The 16,600-nt window shown below is 71.8% G+C and carries 11 protein-coding genes; 3 read left to right on the forward strand and 8 right to left on the reverse strand.

Annotated features, from left to right (window positions below):
* Window positions 1–151 precede the first annotated feature (151 nt).
* Complete coding sequence (gene coaE / locus ACF1BH_RS30295; RefSeq protein ID WP_391647612.1) at window positions 152–751, reverse strand: dephospho-CoA kinase; 600 nt, start codon at window positions 749–751, stop codon at window positions 152–154.
* A gap of 115 nt (window positions 752–866) precedes the next feature.
* On the reverse strand, window positions 867–1,814 hold the full coding sequence (locus ACF1BH_RS30300; protein WP_391647613.1) for a PAC2 family protein: 948 nt from the start codon (window positions 1,812–1,814) through the stop codon (window positions 867–869).
* A gap of 441 nt (window positions 1,815–2,255) precedes the next feature.
* On the opposite strand from ACF1BH_RS30300, the gene ACF1BH_RS30305 reads away from it, so the two are divergent.
* Entirely contained in the window at window positions 2,256–3,245 is a 990-nt protein-coding gene (locus tag ACF1BH_RS30305; protein ID WP_391647614.1) for a right-handed parallel beta-helix repeat-containing protein, read from the forward strand.
* A 172-nt stretch (window positions 3,246–3,417) separates the two neighbouring features.
* Here ACF1BH_RS30305 and rpsA read toward each other — a convergent pair whose 3' ends face one another.
* Window positions 3,418–4,932 (reverse strand): 30S ribosomal protein S1, encoded by a 1,515-nt coding sequence (gene rpsA, locus ACF1BH_RS30310; protein ID WP_391647616.1) that lies wholly within the window; start codon window positions 4,930–4,932, stop codon window positions 3,418–3,420.
* A gap of 372 nt (window positions 4,933–5,304) precedes the next feature.
* On the opposite strand from rpsA, the gene ACF1BH_RS30315 reads away from it, so the two are divergent.
* On the forward strand, window positions 5,305–6,132 hold the full coding sequence (locus ACF1BH_RS30315) for a class I SAM-dependent methyltransferase (RefSeq protein ID WP_391647617.1): 828 nt from the start codon (window positions 5,305–5,307) through the stop codon (window positions 6,130–6,132).
* A gap of 55 nt (window positions 6,133–6,187) precedes the next feature.
* The gene (gene hrpB, locus ACF1BH_RS30320; RefSeq protein ID WP_391647618.1) at window positions 6,188–8,764 is read left to right on the forward strand and encodes an ATP-dependent helicase HrpB; all 2,577 of its coding nucleotides are present in this window, start codon (window positions 6,188–6,190) and stop codon (window positions 8,762–8,764) included.
* Window positions 8,765–8,885: 121 nt separating this feature from the next.
* Here hrpB and ACF1BH_RS30325 read toward each other — a convergent pair whose 3' ends face one another.
* From ACF1BH_RS30325 to polA, 5 genes are all read right to left on the reverse strand, one after another.
* Window positions 8,886–9,881 (reverse strand): DUF3068 domain-containing protein, encoded by a 996-nt coding sequence (locus tag ACF1BH_RS30325; protein WP_391647619.1) that lies wholly within the window; start codon window positions 9,879–9,881, stop codon window positions 8,886–8,888.
* Between the two features lie 44 nt (window positions 9,882–9,925).
* Complete coding sequence (locus tag ACF1BH_RS30330) at window positions 9,926–10,060, reverse strand: SPW_0924 family protein (protein WP_391647620.1); 135 nt, start codon at window positions 10,058–10,060, stop codon at window positions 9,926–9,928.
* Window positions 10,061–10,186: 126 nt separating this feature from the next.
* Window positions 10,187–12,070 carry a lytic transglycosylase gene (locus ACF1BH_RS30335; protein ID WP_391647621.1) on the reverse strand — a complete coding sequence of 628 codons (1,884 nt, stop codon included), beginning with the start codon at window positions 12,068–12,070 and terminating at the stop codon, window positions 10,187–10,189.
* A gap of 555 nt (window positions 12,071–12,625) precedes the next feature.
* Window positions 12,626–13,384, reverse strand: coding sequence for a hypothetical protein (locus ACF1BH_RS30340; protein WP_391647622.1), 759 nt, complete (start codon window positions 13,382–13,384; stop codon window positions 12,626–12,628).
* A gap of 449 nt (window positions 13,385–13,833) precedes the next feature.
* Window positions 13,834–16,572, reverse strand: coding sequence for a DNA polymerase I (gene polA / locus ACF1BH_RS30345; RefSeq protein WP_391647623.1), 2,739 nt, complete (start codon window positions 16,570–16,572; stop codon window positions 13,834–13,836).
* Window positions 16,573–16,600 lie beyond the last annotated feature (28 nt).

A 16,600-nucleotide genomic window follows, 5' to 3' on the forward strand; every position in this document is an offset into this window, starting at 1 on the left:
CCCGGTTTTTATGGGGCGCCCCCCCGGCCCAGGGCCGGGCCCCCCGGGGGGGGGGGGGGGGGGGGCCCCCCCCCCCCCCCGGGGGGGGGGGGGGGGGGGGGGGGGGGGGGGGGGGGGGGGGGGGGGGGGGGGGGGGGGGAGCCCCCCGAAGTCAGGCCCTCCCCCCCTCCCCCAACCTCCCCCAAACCTCCCGGACCTGCCGCTCCAGCGCATCGAGCGGTCCGTCGTTGTCAATCACGACATCGGCAACTGCGAGCCGTTGTTCGCGGGTGGCCTGGGCGGACATGCGGGCCTTCGCCTCGTCCTCGGACATGCCCCGCAGGCGCACCAGCCGGTCCAACTGGGTTGCGGGGGCCGCGTCGACGACGACGACCAGGTCGTAGAGGGGGGCCAGGCCGTTCTCGGTGAGCAGCGGTACATCGTGGATGACGACGGCGTCGGGCCCGGCCGAGGCTTCCAGTTCGGCAGAGCGGGCTCCGACGAGCGGGTGGACGATGGCATTGAGAGCCTGCAGTTTGGCGGGGTCGGAGAAGACGATGCTGCCGAGCTTGGGGCGGTCGAGGGCTCCGTCCTCCGTGAGTACGCCGTCGCCGAACTCTGCCACGACCGCCGCCAGTCCGGGTGTGCCCGGTGCGACGACTTCGCGCGCGATCTTGTCGGCGTCCACGATCACCGCGCCGTAGGAGGCCAGTAGCCGCGAGACTTCGCTTTTACCGGCGCCGATTCCGCCTGTCAGTCCGACCTTCACCATGGGCCCACGCTATACGCAGGCCCTGCCGCCCCGCCGGGGGCCACCGGGATCCGAGGCCGCGGCGGTCGGCCGGAGGTGCGCGGCTCAGCGCGCCCCAGCTCCGTACACAGCGGTGTCAGGCGGTTCCGCCGTCCGCCTCGCGTTCCGCCAGGAAGCGTTCGAGTTCGTTGCCGATCTCCTCTGCGGACGGCAGGTCGATCGCTTCCGCCACGAGGTTGCCGCGGGTCTCCGCGCCCGCCACTGCGTCGTACTGGTGCTCCAACCCGCTGACCAGGGCGACCAGTTCTTCGTCTCCCTCGGAGATCTGCCGTTCGATCTCTTCCTGGGTGCGGAGCGCCTCGGTGCGCAGGGAGTGCGCGGCGCCGGGCAGGACCAGGCCGGTGGCGGCGGTGACGGCTTCCAGCGCGGTGAGTGCGGCGTCCGGGTAGGGCGACCGGGCGATGTAGTGCGGTACGTGCGCGGCGACACCGAGCACGTCGTGTCCCGCTTCGGCGAGCCGGAATTCGACCAGGGCTTCGGCGCTGCCGGGGACTTTTGCCTCTTCGAAGACGTCGGTGTGGCCGGGCATGAGGTCGGTGCGGTTGCCGTGCGGGGTGATGCCGACGGGGCGGGTGTGCGGGACGCCCATCGGGATGCCGTGGAAATTGACGGAGAGTCGCACGCCGAGGCGTTCCACCATCTGCCGGACGGCGGCGGCGAACCGCTCCCATTCGACGTCGGGTTCGGGCCCGGACAGCAGCAGGAAGGGCGCGCCCGTGGTGTCCTCGACGAGCCGCAGTTCGATACGGGGCGTTTCGTAGTCCGTCCAGCGGTGGCGGTCGAAGGTCAGCAGGGGGCGACGGGCGCGGTAGTCGATGAGCCGGTCGTGGTCGAAGCGGGCGACGACGCGGTGCGGCAGGTCCTCCAGCAACCGTTCGACGATCTGGTCGCCGGTTTCACCTGCGTCGATGTAGCCGTCGAAGTGGTACAGCAGCACCAGTCCGGCGGAGTCCTCGGCGGCGATGGCTTCCACCTCTGCGAGCCCGCTCGGCTCCCATTCGTACAACCCCTGGGGATCCAACACAGTGTCCGCTCCTTTGTATGTCCGTCCGGGACAACATCCGGCCGGGATGCCACATTCCCGTTTGTGATCGCGGGCCCGACAGCATCCGGCCAGGATTTCCCGGTCGGCGTGTCATGGCGGGACCGCCCGTCCGAACCGTCGGACCGCAGCGCTGCGGTGCCCGGGCATCCGGGGCCCCGGCCAGGGAAGCTACACGGTCGGCCGGGTCAGGTGCGGTCCGGAATCCGCTCTCCCCGAGGAGACGGCGCACCCGCTGAGCCATGGGGCACGGCGGGAGGCCACATGTGCACCCGCACATCACCAGCTGTTCACTCTTCTGAATGCTGTCCTTGTTCATGTCCTTGCAGGACCCTTGACGCTCCAACTCTGGCGCCCCTAGCTTCTCGACCACCCTCGCGATTCACATTTCCGCCCCACGTTCATATACGGAAAGGCAGATGAATGCGCACCGGACCCCTCCTCGCCACTTCGGCCGCCTTGGCGCTGGCCGCCGGCGCGGCCCTGACCGGCACTGCGGGCGCCTCCCCGGCGGGTTCGCCCGCCGCCGACCCCACCCGCGCGATCGACGTCTCGAACGCGTCGCAGCTCAAGTCCGCCCTGGCGGATGCGGAGCCCGGCGACACCATCCAGCTCGCCGACGGTACGTACAAAGGCAACTTCAAGACGTCGATCGCGGGCAGTTCGGGATCGCGGATCACGCTCACCGGATCGTCCAAGGCGATCCTCACCGCCGGCGGCGGTTACGGCCTGCATCTGAACGGCGCCTCGTACTGGACGATCAAGGGCATCACCGTCACCGGCGGGCAGAAGGGCATCATGGTGGACGGCGCGGACGGCGTCGTGATCGACTCGGTGACCGTGCACGATCTGGACATGGAGGGCGTCCACTTCCGTCAGTCCAGCAAGAATGGGGTCATCAAGAACTCGACGATCCGCGACACCGGCAAGGGCGGCAGCGGAATGGGCGAGGGCGTGTACGTCGGTAGCGCGGGCGGCACGGACGATCACAGTGACCATGTGCAGATCCTCGGCAACACCATCGGTCCGGGCGTCGGCGGCGAGAACGTCGACGTGAAGGAAGGGACGACGGGGACGAAGATCGCCGGCAACACCTTCGACGGCAGCGGGCTGACCGGTGCGAACTTCGACGACTCCTGGGTCGACGTGAAGGGCAACGACGTTCTGGTCGAGAAGAACACCGGTCGGCGCACCAGCAACAACGGCTACGAGACGCACTCCCAGGAGTCCGGCTGGGGATGCGGCACGATCTTCAAGGGCAACAAGTCCGACCTGAGCGGCGCCTCCGGGGAGGGCCGCTACGGCTTCAACATCACGAACTACGACGCGAAGAAGTGCCCGGTGACGATCGCGGGTGACAACACCGTGACCGGTGGGCGGGGCGTCGCCAATCCGGGTATTCCGGTGGGCTGACGCCCCACGAGGACCGTCCGCTGACGGCGGCGCCGGGCCATGGTCGCGACGTTCTCTGGCGAGCGGCGCACGGGCGCTGGGCACCGTCACCGGTCGGTCCCGGGAACGACGAAGGCCCGCCCCGAGAGGGGGCGGGCCTTCGCCTATCGGCTAGTGCCTAGCGGGGAGCTTTTCAGCTCTGGCCGCCGGCCAGCTTCTCACGGAGCGCGGCCAGGGCCTCGTCCGACGCCAGGGCGCCGGAGTTGTCCGCCGACTCCGAGGAGTACGAGCCGCCGCCGGCGTTGCCGCCACCGGCGTTGCCGCCACCGGCCGCCGGGGCCGCAGCGCCCTCGGCCGCAGCCTGCTCGTCGGCCTCGCGGGACTTGACGACCTGCGCCTGGTGCTGCTCGAAGCGCTGCTGGGCCTCGGCGTACTGGTTCTCCCAGGCCTCGCGCTGGGCCTCGTAGCCCTCCAGCCAGTCGTTGGTCTCCGGGTCGAAGCCCTCGGGGTAGATGTAGTTGCCCTGGTCGTCGTAGGACGCGGCCATGCCGTACAGGGTCGGGTCGAACTCGACCGCCATCGGGTCGGCGCCGAAGGACTCGTTGGCCTGCTTCAGCGACAGCGAGATCCGGCGACGCTCCAGGTCGATGTCGATGACCTTGACGAAGATCTCGTCGTTGACCTGGACGACCTGCTCCGGGATCTCCACGTGGCGCTCGGCCAGCTCGGAGATGTGGACCAGGCCCTCGATGCCCTCGTCGACGCGGACGAACGCACCGAACGGAACGAGCTTGGTGACCTTACCCGGGACGACCTGACCGATCTGGTGGGTCCGGGCGAACTGCTGCCACGGGTCTTCCTGGGTCGCCTTGAGCGACAGGGAGACGCGCTCGCGGTCCATGTCGACGTCGAGGACCTCGACCGTGACCTCCTGGCCGACCTCGACGACCTCGGAGGGGTGGTCGATGTGCTTCCAGGACAGCTCGGAGACGTGGACGAGACCGTCGACGCCGCCCAGGTCCACGAAGGCACCGAAGTTGACGATGGAGGAGACGACGCCGGAGCGCACCTGGCCCTTCTGGAGGGTGGTGAGGAAGGTCTGGCGGACCTCGCTCTGGGTCTGCTCCAGCCAGGCACGGCGGGACAGGACCACGTTGTTGCGGTTCTTGTCCAGCTCGATGATCTTGGCCTCGAGCTCCTTGCCCACGTAGGGCTGGAGGTCGCGGACGCGGCGCATCTCGACCAGGGAGGCCGGGAGGAAGCCACGGAGGCCGATGTCGAGGATGAGACCACCCTTGACGACCTCGATGACGGTACCGGTGACGATCCCGTCCTCTTCCTTGATCTTCTCGATCGTGCCCCAGGCACGCTCGTACTGAGCGCGCTTCTTGGACAGGATGAGGCGGCCTTCCTTGTCCTCCTTCTGGAGAACCAGGGCCTCGATCTCGTCACCGACGGCGACGACCTCGTTGGGGTCGACGTCGTGCTTGATCGACAGCTCGCGGCTGGGGATCACGCCTTCGGTCTTGTAACCGATGTCGAGCAGGACCTCGTCCCGGTCGACCTTCACGATGACGCCGTCGACGATGTCGCCGTCGTTGAAGTACTTGATCGTCTCGTCGATCGCGGCGAGGAAGGCTTCCTCGTTACCGATGTCGTTGACCGCAACCTGCGGGGTGGTGGCGGTGGTCTCGGTGCTGCTCGTCATGTGGGAAAGGGCTCCGGTACGGACATTGAAGTCGTAGGTACTGCTACGCCGAGAGCCGTTATCGCTTCTGCACAAGCCGGACAGCGTCAAAGGCGTTTCCCTGGAAGCCCCGCACAGAACGGAGCCAACCGAAACGCCTCGAAAACCGAGGGGACATACATACAGATGCGAGCGCGACCTGCTCCGTCTGAGGCGCACAAGCCCGCAGCGCAACTTGTAGCATACGGGGGCAGCCGGGCAGGGTCAATGCGCGAAGCCGCACACCCAGGGCAGACCGCCCGATTACCGGCACGCGTGATGTTCCGCGGGGCCCGAAGGGGCCTCGCCGTCCCTACTGCTGCAAGCTCAGCGAAGACTACGACGACGGGCGCGATGAACCAAGAGTACGAGCCGGAGGCGACCCGACGTCATGCCTCGGCAACGGAAAGCAGCCAGGCCAGCCGCGGCTGGTGGGACCGGAACGCCGACGAGTACCAGAGCGAGCACGGCGCGTTCCTCGGGGACGACCGGTTCGTCTGGGGACCGGAGGGGCTGGACGAGGAGCGCGCCGGGCTGCTCGGTCCGGCCGAGGGACTGAAGGGCCTGCGGATCCTGGAGATCGGGGCGGGCGCGGCGCAGTGTGCGCGCTGGCTGGCGGCGCAGGGGGCACACCCGGTCGCCCTGGATCTCTCGCACCGGCAGTTGCAGCACGCGTTGCGGATCGGGGACGCGGCGGACGGCACTTCCGCCGGCGGTGTGGAGCTGGTGGAGGCGGACGCGGGGGTCCTGCCGTTCCGGGACGGCGCGTTCGACATGGCGTGTTCCGCGTATGGCGCGATTCCGTTCGTCGCCGATCCGGTGCGGGTGCTGCGCGAGGTGCGGCGGGTGCTGCGGCCGGGCGGGCGGTTCGTGTTCTCGGTGACCCATCCGATTCGCTGGGCGTTCCCGGACGAGCCGGGGCCCGAGGGACTGTCGGTGGCGGCGTCGTACTTCGACCGGACGCCGTACGTGGAGCAGGACGAGAGCGGGCGCGCGGTCTACGTCGAGCATCACCGGACGGTGGGTGACCGGGTGCGGGACGTGGTCGCGGCCGGGTTCCGGCTGGTGGATCTGGTGGAGCCGGAGTGGCCGGACGAGAACACGCAGGAATGGGGCGGCTGGTCGCCGTTGCGCGGGTATCTGATCCCGGGGACGGCGATCTTCGTGTGCGTGGCGGAGTGAGTCCGCGGCGCTGACGGGGCGGCCCGTCCTGGTGGCGGGGCGGCAGACTGGGCGGGTGATCCGCGACGACGTACTGAGTCTGCTGCCCGCCCGTTCCGCGCTGCCCGCGCTGCGTGAGGCCCTGGACGGGCCGGGGAGCGCGGTGCTGTGCGCGCCGCCCGGTACGGGCAAGACGACGCTGGTGCCGCTGGAGCTGGCGGGGCTCGTGGGGCGTGGCCCGGAGCGGCGGGTGCTGGTGGCGGAGCCGCGGCGGATCGCGGCGCGGGCGGCGGCGCGGCGGATGGCGTGGCTGCTGGGGGAGCGCGTCGGCGAACGGGTGGGGTTCACGGTGCGCGGGGAGCGGCGGGTGGGGCCGCGTACGGCCGTGGAGGTGGTGACGACCGGGGTGCTGTTGCAGCGGTTGCAGCGAGATCCGGAGCTGGCGGGCGTCGACGTGGTGATGCTCGACGAGTGTCATGAGCGGCATCTGGACGCGGACACGGCGGCGGCGTTCCTGCTGGACGTGCGGGCGGCGCTGCGGCCGGAGCTGCGGTTGGTGGCGGCGTCGGCGACGACGGACGCGGTGGGGTGGGCGGCGCTGCTGGGTGGCGCGGAGGGGCCGGCTCCGGTGGTGACGGCGGAGGGCACCTCCCACGAGGTGGAGGTGGTGTGGGCGCCGCCGGAGCGGCCGGTGCGGCCGGCGCACGGGATGCGGGTGGATCCGGCGCTGCTGACGCATGTGGCGGGGGTGGTGCGGCGGGCGCTGCGGGAGCGGTCCGGCGATGTGCTGTGTTTTCTGCCGGGCGCCGGGGAGATCGGACGGGTCGCGGGGCTGCTGGCCGGGGTGGACGCGGAGGTGCTGCAGGTCCACGGGCGGGCTCCGGCGGAGGTGCAGGATGCGGTGCTGGCCGGTGGTGACGGGGTGCGCCGGGTGGTGCTGGCGACGGCGGTCGCGGAGTCCAGTCTGACGGTGCCGGGGGTCCGGGTGGTGGTGGACTGCGGGCTGGCGCGGGTGCCGCGGACGGATCATGCGCGGGGTCTCGGGGCGCTGGTGACGGTGCGGGCGTCGCGGGCGGCGGCCCGGCAGCGGGCCGGGCGGGCCGGGCGTGAGGCGCCGGGGGCGGTGTATCGCTGCTGGTCGGAGGGGGAGGACGGGCGATTGCCGCGGTTTCCCGACCCGGAGATCAAGGTGGCGGAGCTGTCGGCGTTCGCGTTGCAGGTGGCGTGCTGGGGCGATCCGTCGGCGGCGGGTCTGGCGTTGCTGGACGCGCCGCCCGCGGGGGCGATGGCGGCGGCGCGGGAGGTGCTGGGCGCGGTCGGTGCGGTGGACGCGGACGGCCGGGTGACGGAGCGGGGGCGGCGGCTGGCGCGCCTTGGGGTGCATCCGCGGTTGGCACGGGCGTTGCTGGACGGCGCGCGGGAGGTGGGGGTGCGGCCGGCGGCCGAGGTGGTGGCGCTGCTGAGCGAGGAGCCGCCGCGGTCGTACGGGGACGATCTGGCCGCCGCGTGGCGGCAGGCGCGGCGGGGCGGCGACGCGTATGCCGGACGGTGGCGGCAGGAGGCCCGTCGGCTGGCGTCGGCGGTGACGGGGCTCGGGCCGGAGGGTGCCGCGGACACGGAGGCGGGGGCCGCGGGCGTCTCCGGGCGCTCCGGTGGCGGGGACGACGACGCGGTGGCCGGACTGGTGGCGGCGTTGGCGTTCCCGGAGCGGGTGGCGCGGGCGCGGGGCGCCGGGAGTTTTCTGATGGCGTCGGGGACACGCGCGGAGACGGCCGAGGCCGGTTCGCGGTTGCGGGAGGCGCGGTGGCTGGCGGTCGCGGTGGCGGACCGTCCGGTGGCGGCGGCGTCCGCGCGGGTGCGGCTGGCGGCGGTGATCGACGAGGCGACGGCGGTCGCGGCGGCCGGGGCGCTGCACTCGCGGGGCGCGGAGGTCCGGTGGGCGGACGGCGATGTCGTGGCGCGGGAGGTGGCGCGGCTGGGGGCGATCGAGCTGGTGGCGCGTCCGCTCCCGGCGCCGGACGCGGGAGCGGTGCGCGTGGCGGTGGCGGAGGGGCTGCGGCGGGAGGGTGTCGGGCTGTTGCGCTGGTCGGCGGGGGCGGTGGCGTTGCGGCAGCGGATGGCCTTTCTCCACGGGGAGTTGGGGGAGCCGTGGCCGGATGTGTCGGATGCGGCGCTGCTGGAGCGGGCCGGGGAGTGGCTGGGGGTGGAGTTGGACCGGGCGCGGCGGCGGGCTGATCTGGAGCGGGTCGACGCCGGGGCGGCGCTGGGGCGGCTGCTGCCGTGGGCTTCGGGTGCGGCGGTGCGCTTCGACGAGCTGGCGCCGGAGCGCATCGAGGTGCCGAGCGGTTCACGGGTGCGGGTCGACTACAGCGGTGCGCAGCCGGTGCTGGCGGTGAAGGTGCAGGAGATGTTCGGGCAGCAGGAGTCGCCACGGGTGGCGGACGGGCGGGTGCCGGTCCTCGTCCATCTGCTCTCCCCCGCCGGACGTCCGGCGGCGGTGACGGCGGATCTGGCCTCCTTCTGGCGGGAGGGGTACCGGTCCGTGCGGGCGGAGCTGCGGGGGCGGTATCCGAAGCATCCGTGGCCCGAGGATCCGTCGGCGGCGGAGCCGACGCGGTACACGACGGCGCGGTTGAAGAGGGAACGGGGCTGAGGGCCGGGAGGGGGCGGGGTGTGACGGGGCGGGGCACGGGCGGTCGGGTCCGAGGAGGCGCGGGTCCTGGTGGTCGGGTCAACGTGTAGGCGCCGGGGGCTCGTTCAGCTCTGTGGTCACCTTACGGTCCGCCACTGACAACGGGCCGTGCGGCGGGGGCCGGACCGGTTGGGCGGGGGCGGCGGGCGCGGGCCTCCAGGGTGAGGCTGAGGGCGAGGAGTGCGATGCCGAGGGTGAGGAAGCCCCAGGGGAGGTAGCTGGTGAGGAGCAGGACCAGGGTGCGCTGGGAGGAGACGAGGGCGACGACGGCGTCGACGTAGTCGGGGCGCATCTTGACGTGTCCGGCGAAGGCCGTGACCTTGCCGCCACCGGGGAGGAGGTCGCCGCCGCGCAGCTCCTCCTGGTGGATCTCCTCGCCGTTGACGGGGGCGCCGGTGACGGGATCGACCCAGAACATGCGCTTGGTGGTGTACCAGCGGGTGGTGCCCATCTTGCGGACGGAGTCCGCGGTGATGCCCTTGACCGGCAGCTTCTTGGGCAGCGGGACCTTGGTCCAGGGGATGGTCTGCTCGAAGTAGTAGACCTCCAGGCCGTGGAAGGTGCGGGTGCCCTTGTAGTGGATGGGGGCGGCGGCGCGGGTCTGCGGGTCGTAGTAGGAGTAGTCGCGCTTCTCGACGAGGAACGGCCATTTGTACTCGATGCCGTCGCGGCGCACGGCGTCGCCGTCGACGCTCTCGCCGGTGGCGTGGACCGGTTCCTGGCTGTGGGCGTCGAAGATGTAGCGCTCGGGGATCTGGGAGACCATTTTGCCGTCGGGCCCGGCGACGTAGGTGAGCGCGTCCCAGACGACGACGTCGCGGTCGGCGGTCCGTTCGATGCGGTCGGCGGCGGCGACGTTGCCCTTGAGGGTCTGGACGACGGTGAGCCGGGGGACCTTCTTGGCCTTCATGGTGGAGTAGTCGACGAGGGTGGCGGGCTCGGCGACGAGGACGGTGTCCTGGTACTGGCTGGGCGGGACCTTCGCGAGGCGCGGGAAGGCGTACCAGCGCAGCAGCGGGGAGAGCGCGGTGCAGAAGACCGCGACGGCGAGGAGTATCAGGCTGGCTTTGCGGCGCATGGCGGTGCGTCCCTTCCCTTGCGGGGTGTGCGGCGTCCTCGCCGTCAGGGGTGTGCGGGGACGGTGGTCCGCAGCGGCTCGGGGGAGGTGGTGCCGTCGGGGGCGCCGATCGCCGTGACGGTGAAGACGAGGAGGAGCGCGGCGGCGAGGCCGGCGGCGGCTGCGGTGAGGGCGCGCATGGGCGGCTCCCGGAGAGCTGATGCTTCGTCAGGGAGGGGGCACCGTAGCAACGGGCGGCCGAGATGAGAACACGTGACACCGCCGCCCTGCCCGGTGCGGGCGGGGCGGCGGTGGTGTGGCGGCGGTCAGGCGGCGGGCGTGGTGACCTCGAGTTCGAGGGTGAGGGCGGCGCCGTCGGCGGTGGTGAGGCGGAGCCGGTAGGTGCCGGGGTGGTCGGCGTCGGTGAAGATCTCCGGGAGTTTCAGCAGGCCGTGGGCGTCGGTGGTGAGGTCGGTGAGGGTGCGCTGCGGGGTGTCGGTGGCCGCGCCGATGGCCTGCGGGTCGGTGAAGGACGGTCCGGCGGTGTTCGGGACCGGGTGGTCGGGGTCGCCGGTGACCATGGTGGCGGTGACCGGGACACCCGCGGCGGCCTCGCCCTGGAAGGCGGCCTTGATCTCGATGCGGTCGGCGGCGTAGCTGTCGCCCGCGGTCACGGTCAGTTCCTCGTCCGAGGTGCGGGTGAGGGTGTCGGCCTTGGGAGCGGGCGGCGCCTCGACGGTGGCGGCGAAGTCGATGGGCGGGACGGTGCGGCCGACGGCGGTGGCGCGGACGGTGAAGGTGCCGGTGGTCGTGCCCGCGCGCAGCGCCGGGGCGGTGGCCAGGCCGTCCTTGCCGGTGGTGACGGTGACGGTGGTGGCGTCGTCCGGGAAGCGGGCGTCGGTGGTGCCGGTGATCGCGAAGCGTACGGGGGCGCCGGCGACGGGTTTGCCCGCGCCGTCCTTGGCGCGCACCTGGGGCGGGGTGGTGAAGGTGTTGCCCGTGGTGGCGGTGAGGTCCTTGTCGCCGGTCCGTTCGAGGACGGTGAGGGGCGCGGGGGTGGTGGGTTCGGTGGGATCGGTCGGGTCGGTGGGGGGCGGGGTGCCGCCGCCACCGGTGCCGGTGTCGCCGGTACCTCCGGTTCCGCCGGTTCCGCCGGTTCCGCCGGTGGAACCTGTGCCGCCGGTTCCGCCGGTCGAGCCTGTGCCGCCCGAAGAGGGGCCGCCGGTGCCCGCTCCCCCGCCCGGGCCGCTCTCCTCGTGCTCCTTGCCGGTGTTCTTGCCGGGACCCTTCGCGGCGTCGTCCGGTGTGCGGCCGGGCTTCACCGGTGCGCTCCCGCCGCGGGTGACGGTGCCGCCGGAGGTGCCGCCGCGGCGGTGGACGGGCAGGACGCCCGTACCGTCCGGGACCTCGTGGGTGCCCTTGCGGTAGAAGGCGTACCAGGACAGGACGGTGCGCAGATAATCCTCGGAGTGGTTGTAGCTGAGGACGGCGCGGTCCAGGTCGCGGGCGAGGGAGAGGTCGCGGTCGGCGCCGCAGAGGTAGTGGCCGGCGGCGAGTGCGGCGTCGAAGATGTTGTTGGGGTCCTTCTTGCCATCGCCGTTGCCGTCGGCGCCCCATCCAGTGCCGTCCGGGCCGCCCTGGGACCAGGTCGACGGGATGAACTGCATCGGGCCCACGGCGCGGTCGTGGGTGCGGTCGCCGTCGTAACGCCCCTGGTCCGTGTCGGTGATACGGGCGAAGCCGTTGCCGTTGAGCTGGGGCCCGAGGATGGGGCGCAGGGTGGTGCCCTCGGCGTCGACGGCACCGCCGCGCGCCTGGCCGGATTCCACCTTGCCGATCGCGGCGAGCAGTTGCCACGGCAGCCGGCAGCCGGGGTCGTCGGCGGCGATGCTCGCCTCCGCCTTCCGGTACGCGGCGAGCACGGTGGCGGGGATCCCGGCCTCGGCGGGCCCGATGGCGACCGGAGCACCGGGCTTCTTCCGTGAACCGCCGGGCGGTACGGGGCTGTTGAGGGGCGGCAGATCCGTGTAGTAGGGCGAGTCGCCGTCGACGCCGGAGTCGGCGGGCGGCCGGGGGGCGCGGTCCGGTGCCGCCCGCGCGCGGTCGATGGCGCCCGGCGCCTGAGAGGCCGTCAGCGCGGCCACCACCAGGGCTGCGACAGCGGCCGACCCGGCCCCTCGGCGGAGCCGTCGCCCGAACGTGGCTGCCATGCGTGCCTCCTCCTCCGCGGTGAACCGCCGCGCCGGAGCCGCCGTTGCGTGCTCCGTTGCGCGCCGACGCACGCGACACTACGACACCTGAAGACGCACATCTACCGCCATCATCGGCCGAGATCGTGAACCGTATCGGTCGGGAAAATACACGCCTCGTTCACTCGCGGACACGGCACGGCCGCCCCTCCGATGCCCGAGGGGGCCGGCGGTGACGCTCCGCCCCCTCCCCCGCGCGGTCCGGATCTCCGGGGCGGCCACCGGACTAGAGGCACACGGGCCGCGCCCGGACCTCTTCCGCCGGCAGCGGGCAGGCCCCGGGGCCGTACGCACACGGCGCACGGCCCCGGGGCCGCAGCGGTTCCGCCGCGCAGCGGACTCATGACCCGTCGGCCGCGGAGTCGTGCACGCGCCGCGGTCGGCGGAGTGCGCGTCCGTCGTGCCGTGTCCGCCGGTCCGCGAGGAGCTTCTCCGTCGCCTTCCGAGCGGGCGGTCACGCACCTGCGGGACCGTCACCTTCCTCGGAGTGGAAATACGTGACCCCCGACCGGCTCGTCACGGGACCGGTACCGATATCGGGGAGGAATGCTTGCTGTCATGGATCATTCGCTCGTAGGTGCTTTGGTACCCGTCGTTCTTGAGCGCGAAATCCAGCAGGGCGGTGGACCAGTCGTCGAACAGGGAGAAAGTGCGGTCCACGATGAGCCTCGCCCGCTCACGCTGTGCGGCATCGAGCAGCGGAAGGTCGGAATTCTCGACCTCCGGAGATTTGATGCTGTGCGACGCCTCCGCAAGGTAATGCGGAGTGCCGAAGAAATCACATTCCTCGCCGCTCCGCAGCGTAATTCCCTGGCAGTGCTCGAAGATCGTCACAGAAACGGCTTCGATGGATTCGACCATCGCGAAAACGGCGTACGTCGGCGCGTCGGCGGCCATCTCGGCCAGCCCGAGGCAGAGGCGCCGGGAGTGCTGGAAGTCCGCTCCCCACAGCACCCGCGACGCGTCGGACAGCGACATGCGGCCGTCCGCCCCGAGCTTGGCGAGGTCCGTGAGCATCCACTGCCAGTGGAAGTCCTCCTCGTAGGTATGGGCGTTGAGCAGTTCCTGCAGAGGGTCGAGCGCACCCGCCTCGTGGTCCTTGCGGAAGACGTACTTGTTCAGGTCGGAATAGCCCATGATGAACGGCACGACGCTCGGAGCCCAGGCGAGACGTTTGTCCCCGGACAGTGTTTTGTCGGCCAGCAGCCGGACGAAAAAGTCGTGATCCTCGTACCGCTTGCGCTGCTCTTCGATGTATCGGATGACTTCCTGCATGTTCGTCCCCGGAGTCCGCAAGAGTGCCGGCGGGCCGGATGAATCCTCACCCGCCGGCACGGCGCGTAGGTATCGCACCTGCAGAACAGGACGGGTGTCACGGGCGGGGGGTTCCAGAAATTCTCCGGCCGTTGCCGGATTGCCGCGGAAATCCACGGTCCTGTACACCGGGGTGCCCCGCTGGAGTGGCCGCCGGGCCGGGGCGGCGGTGAACTGCCCCCGGCGGCAGGGCAGATGCCCGAGCGGACGGGGCCGTCCGCCTGAAGTGCTGGTGCGGGGGCCGGAGTTGTGCGATCCGGTGAGGCGCGGCGCCACCCGGCCGGAGCCCCCGCCCTGCGCACCGGCCGCATCCGCCGCTGCTGAGGGAGGCGGCGCCGGGGGACGACGCCGCCCCGGAGGGGCATACGGGTCCGCCGGCCGCGGGAACGGTGCCCGCGGCCGGCGGTCCGTCAGTGTGCGGCCGACTCCCAGTCCGTGCCCACACCGATGGAGACGTCCAGCGGGGCACGGAGATCGACCGCGTCGGCCATCTCGCGGCGGAGCACCTCCTCGACCTGCTTGCGCTCGCCGGGGGCCACCTCGACCACGATTTCGTCGTGCACCTGGAGCAGCATCCGGGACGTCAGCCCCGCCGCCCGCAGCGCCTCGTCGACCTTCAGCATCGCGATCTTGACGATGTCGGCGGCGGTGCCCTGGATCGGGGCGTTGAGCGCCATCCGCTCGGCCATCTCGCGGCGCTGGCGGTTGTCGCTGTTGAGGTCGGGGAGGTAGCGGCGGCGGCCGAGGATCGTCTCGGTGTAGCCCGTGGCGCGGGCCTCCTCCACCACGCGCTGGAGGTAGTCCCGCACGCCGCCGAACCGCTCGAAGAAGTTGTCCATCAGCTTGCGGGCCTCGTCCGGCTGGATGCCCAGCTGCTGCGAGAGGCCGAACGCCGACAGGCCGTACGCCAGACCGTAGGACATCGCCTTGATCTTGCGGCGCATCTCCGGGTCGACCTCGTCCTTGGCGACGGAGAAGACGTGCGAGGCGACGGTGGTGTGCAGGTCCTCGCCGGAGGTGAACGCCTCGATCAGGCCCTCGTCCTCGGAGAGGTGTGCCATCACCCGCAGCTCGATCTGGCTGTAGTCGGCGGTCAGCAGGGTGTCGTACCCCTCGCCGACGACGAAGCTGCGGCGGATGGCGCGGCCCTCGTCGGTGCGGACCGGGATGTTCTGGAGGTTGGGGTCGGTCGAGGAGAGCCGGCCGGTGGCCGCGACGGTCTGGTTGAAGGTGGTGTGGATGCGGCCGTCCGCAGCGATGGTCTTGATCAGGCCCTCGACCGTGGCGCGCAGCTTGGACTGCTCGCGGTGGCGCAGCATGATCACCGGAAGTTCGTTCTCGGTCTGGGCGGCGAGCCAGGCGAGGGCGTCGGCGTCGGTGGTGTAGCCGGTCTTGGTCTTCTTCGTCTTGGGCAGGCCCAGCTCGCCGAAGAGGACTTCCTGGAGCTGCTTGGGCGAGCCGAGATTGAACTCGTGCCCCGCCGCGGCGTGCGCCTCCTGGACGGCCTGCTGCACCGCCCCGGCGAACTGCTGCTCCAGCCGCTCCAGCCAGCCGCGGTCGGCGGCGATGCCGTCGCGCTCCATACGGGCCAGCAGGGCGCTGGTGGGCAGCTCGACGTCGCGCAGCAGCTCGGCGGCGCCGACCTCCGTGAGGCGGGTCTCGAAGGCGGCGCCGAGATCCAGCACCGTCCGGGCCTTGGCCATCAGCGCGTCGGCCTCGGCCTCCTCGTCGGCGCCGAAGGCCAGCTGGCCGCCCGCCTCGGCGGCCGGGGCGAGATCGCGGCCGAGGTATTCGATCGAGAGGGCGTCGAGGGCGAAGGAGCGGCGGCCGGGCTTGACGAGGTAGGCGGCGAGCGCGGTGTCCATCGTCACCCCGTCGATCTGCCAGCCGTGCTCGCCGAAGACCCGCATCAGGCCCTTGGCGTTGTGCATGACCTTGGGGCGGTCGGCGGCGGCGCTCCAGGCGGCGAAGGCCTGCTCGTCGGCCTCGTCGAGCTGCGCCGGGTCGAACCAGATCGCCGGTCCGCCGGCGGTGGCCAGCGCGATCTCGGCGACGCTGCCGCTGCCCAGGGACCAGACGTCGACGGTGGAGACGCCCAGCGGGGCGGTGCCGTGCTCGGCGAGCCAGGGAGCCAGCTCACCGGCGGCGGCGACGGTGCCGTCGACCTCGACGCCGGGGGCCGCGGCGGCCTCATCGGCGCCCTGGTCGGCGCCGGGGTCGACGGCGTGCAGCCGGTCGCGCAGGCCCTGGTTACGGATCTCCAGGCCGTTGAGGAACGTGGTGAGCTTCTCGCGGTCATACGCCTCGCGGACCAGCGCGGCGGGGCCGCAGGGCAGCTCCACGTCGCGGATCATCTCCGTCAGCCGGCGGTTGAGCTTGACGGACTCCAGGTGGTCGCGGAAATTCTGGCCCGCCTTGCCCTTGACCTCCTCGGCCCGCTCCACCAGCTCGGCGAAGGAACCGAACTGGTTGATCCACTTCGCGGCGGTCTTCTCGCCGACGCCGGGGATGCCGGGGAGGTTGTCCGACGGGTCGCCGCGCAGCGCCGCGAAGTCCGGGTACTGGGCCGGGGTGAGGCCGTACTTCTCGAACACCTTCTCCGGGGTGAAGCGGGTCAGCTCGGAGACGCCCTTGGTGGGGTAGAGGACCGTGACGTCGTCGGAGACGAGCTGGAAGGAGTCGCGGTCGCCGGTGACGATGGAGACGGCGAAGCCCTCGGCGGTGGCCTGCTGGGTGAGCGTGGCGATGACGTCGTCGGCCTCGAACCCCTCGACGGCGAAGCGCTTGACGTGCATCGCGTCCAGCAGCTCGCCGATCAGCTCGACCTGGCCCTTGAACTCGTCGGGCGTCTTGGAGCGGTTCGCCTTGTAGTCGGGGAACTCCTCGGAGCGCCAGGTCTTGCGGGAGACGTCGAAGGCCACCGCGAAATGGGTGGGCGCCTCGTCACGCAGGGTGTTCGCGAGCATGGACGCGAAGCCGTAGATCGCGTTGGTCGGTTGCCCCGTGGCGGTGGTGAAATTCTCCACGGGCAGGGCGAAGAACGCCCGGTAGGCCATGGAGTGCCCGTCCATCAGGAGCAGGCGGGGACGGTCGTCCCCCGCCGCTGCGGTGCCGGTCGATTCGCTCTTCTTCGCTGCCTTTGCTGCCACGCCCCCGATCCTGCCACGCCCCACCGAC

Origin of the sequence: Streptomyces sp. NPDC014733 (genome assembly GCF_043083385.1) — a bacterium.
In the GTDB taxonomy this organism is placed as follows: domain Bacteria; phylum Actinomycetota; class Actinomycetes; order Streptomycetales; family Streptomycetaceae; genus Streptomyces.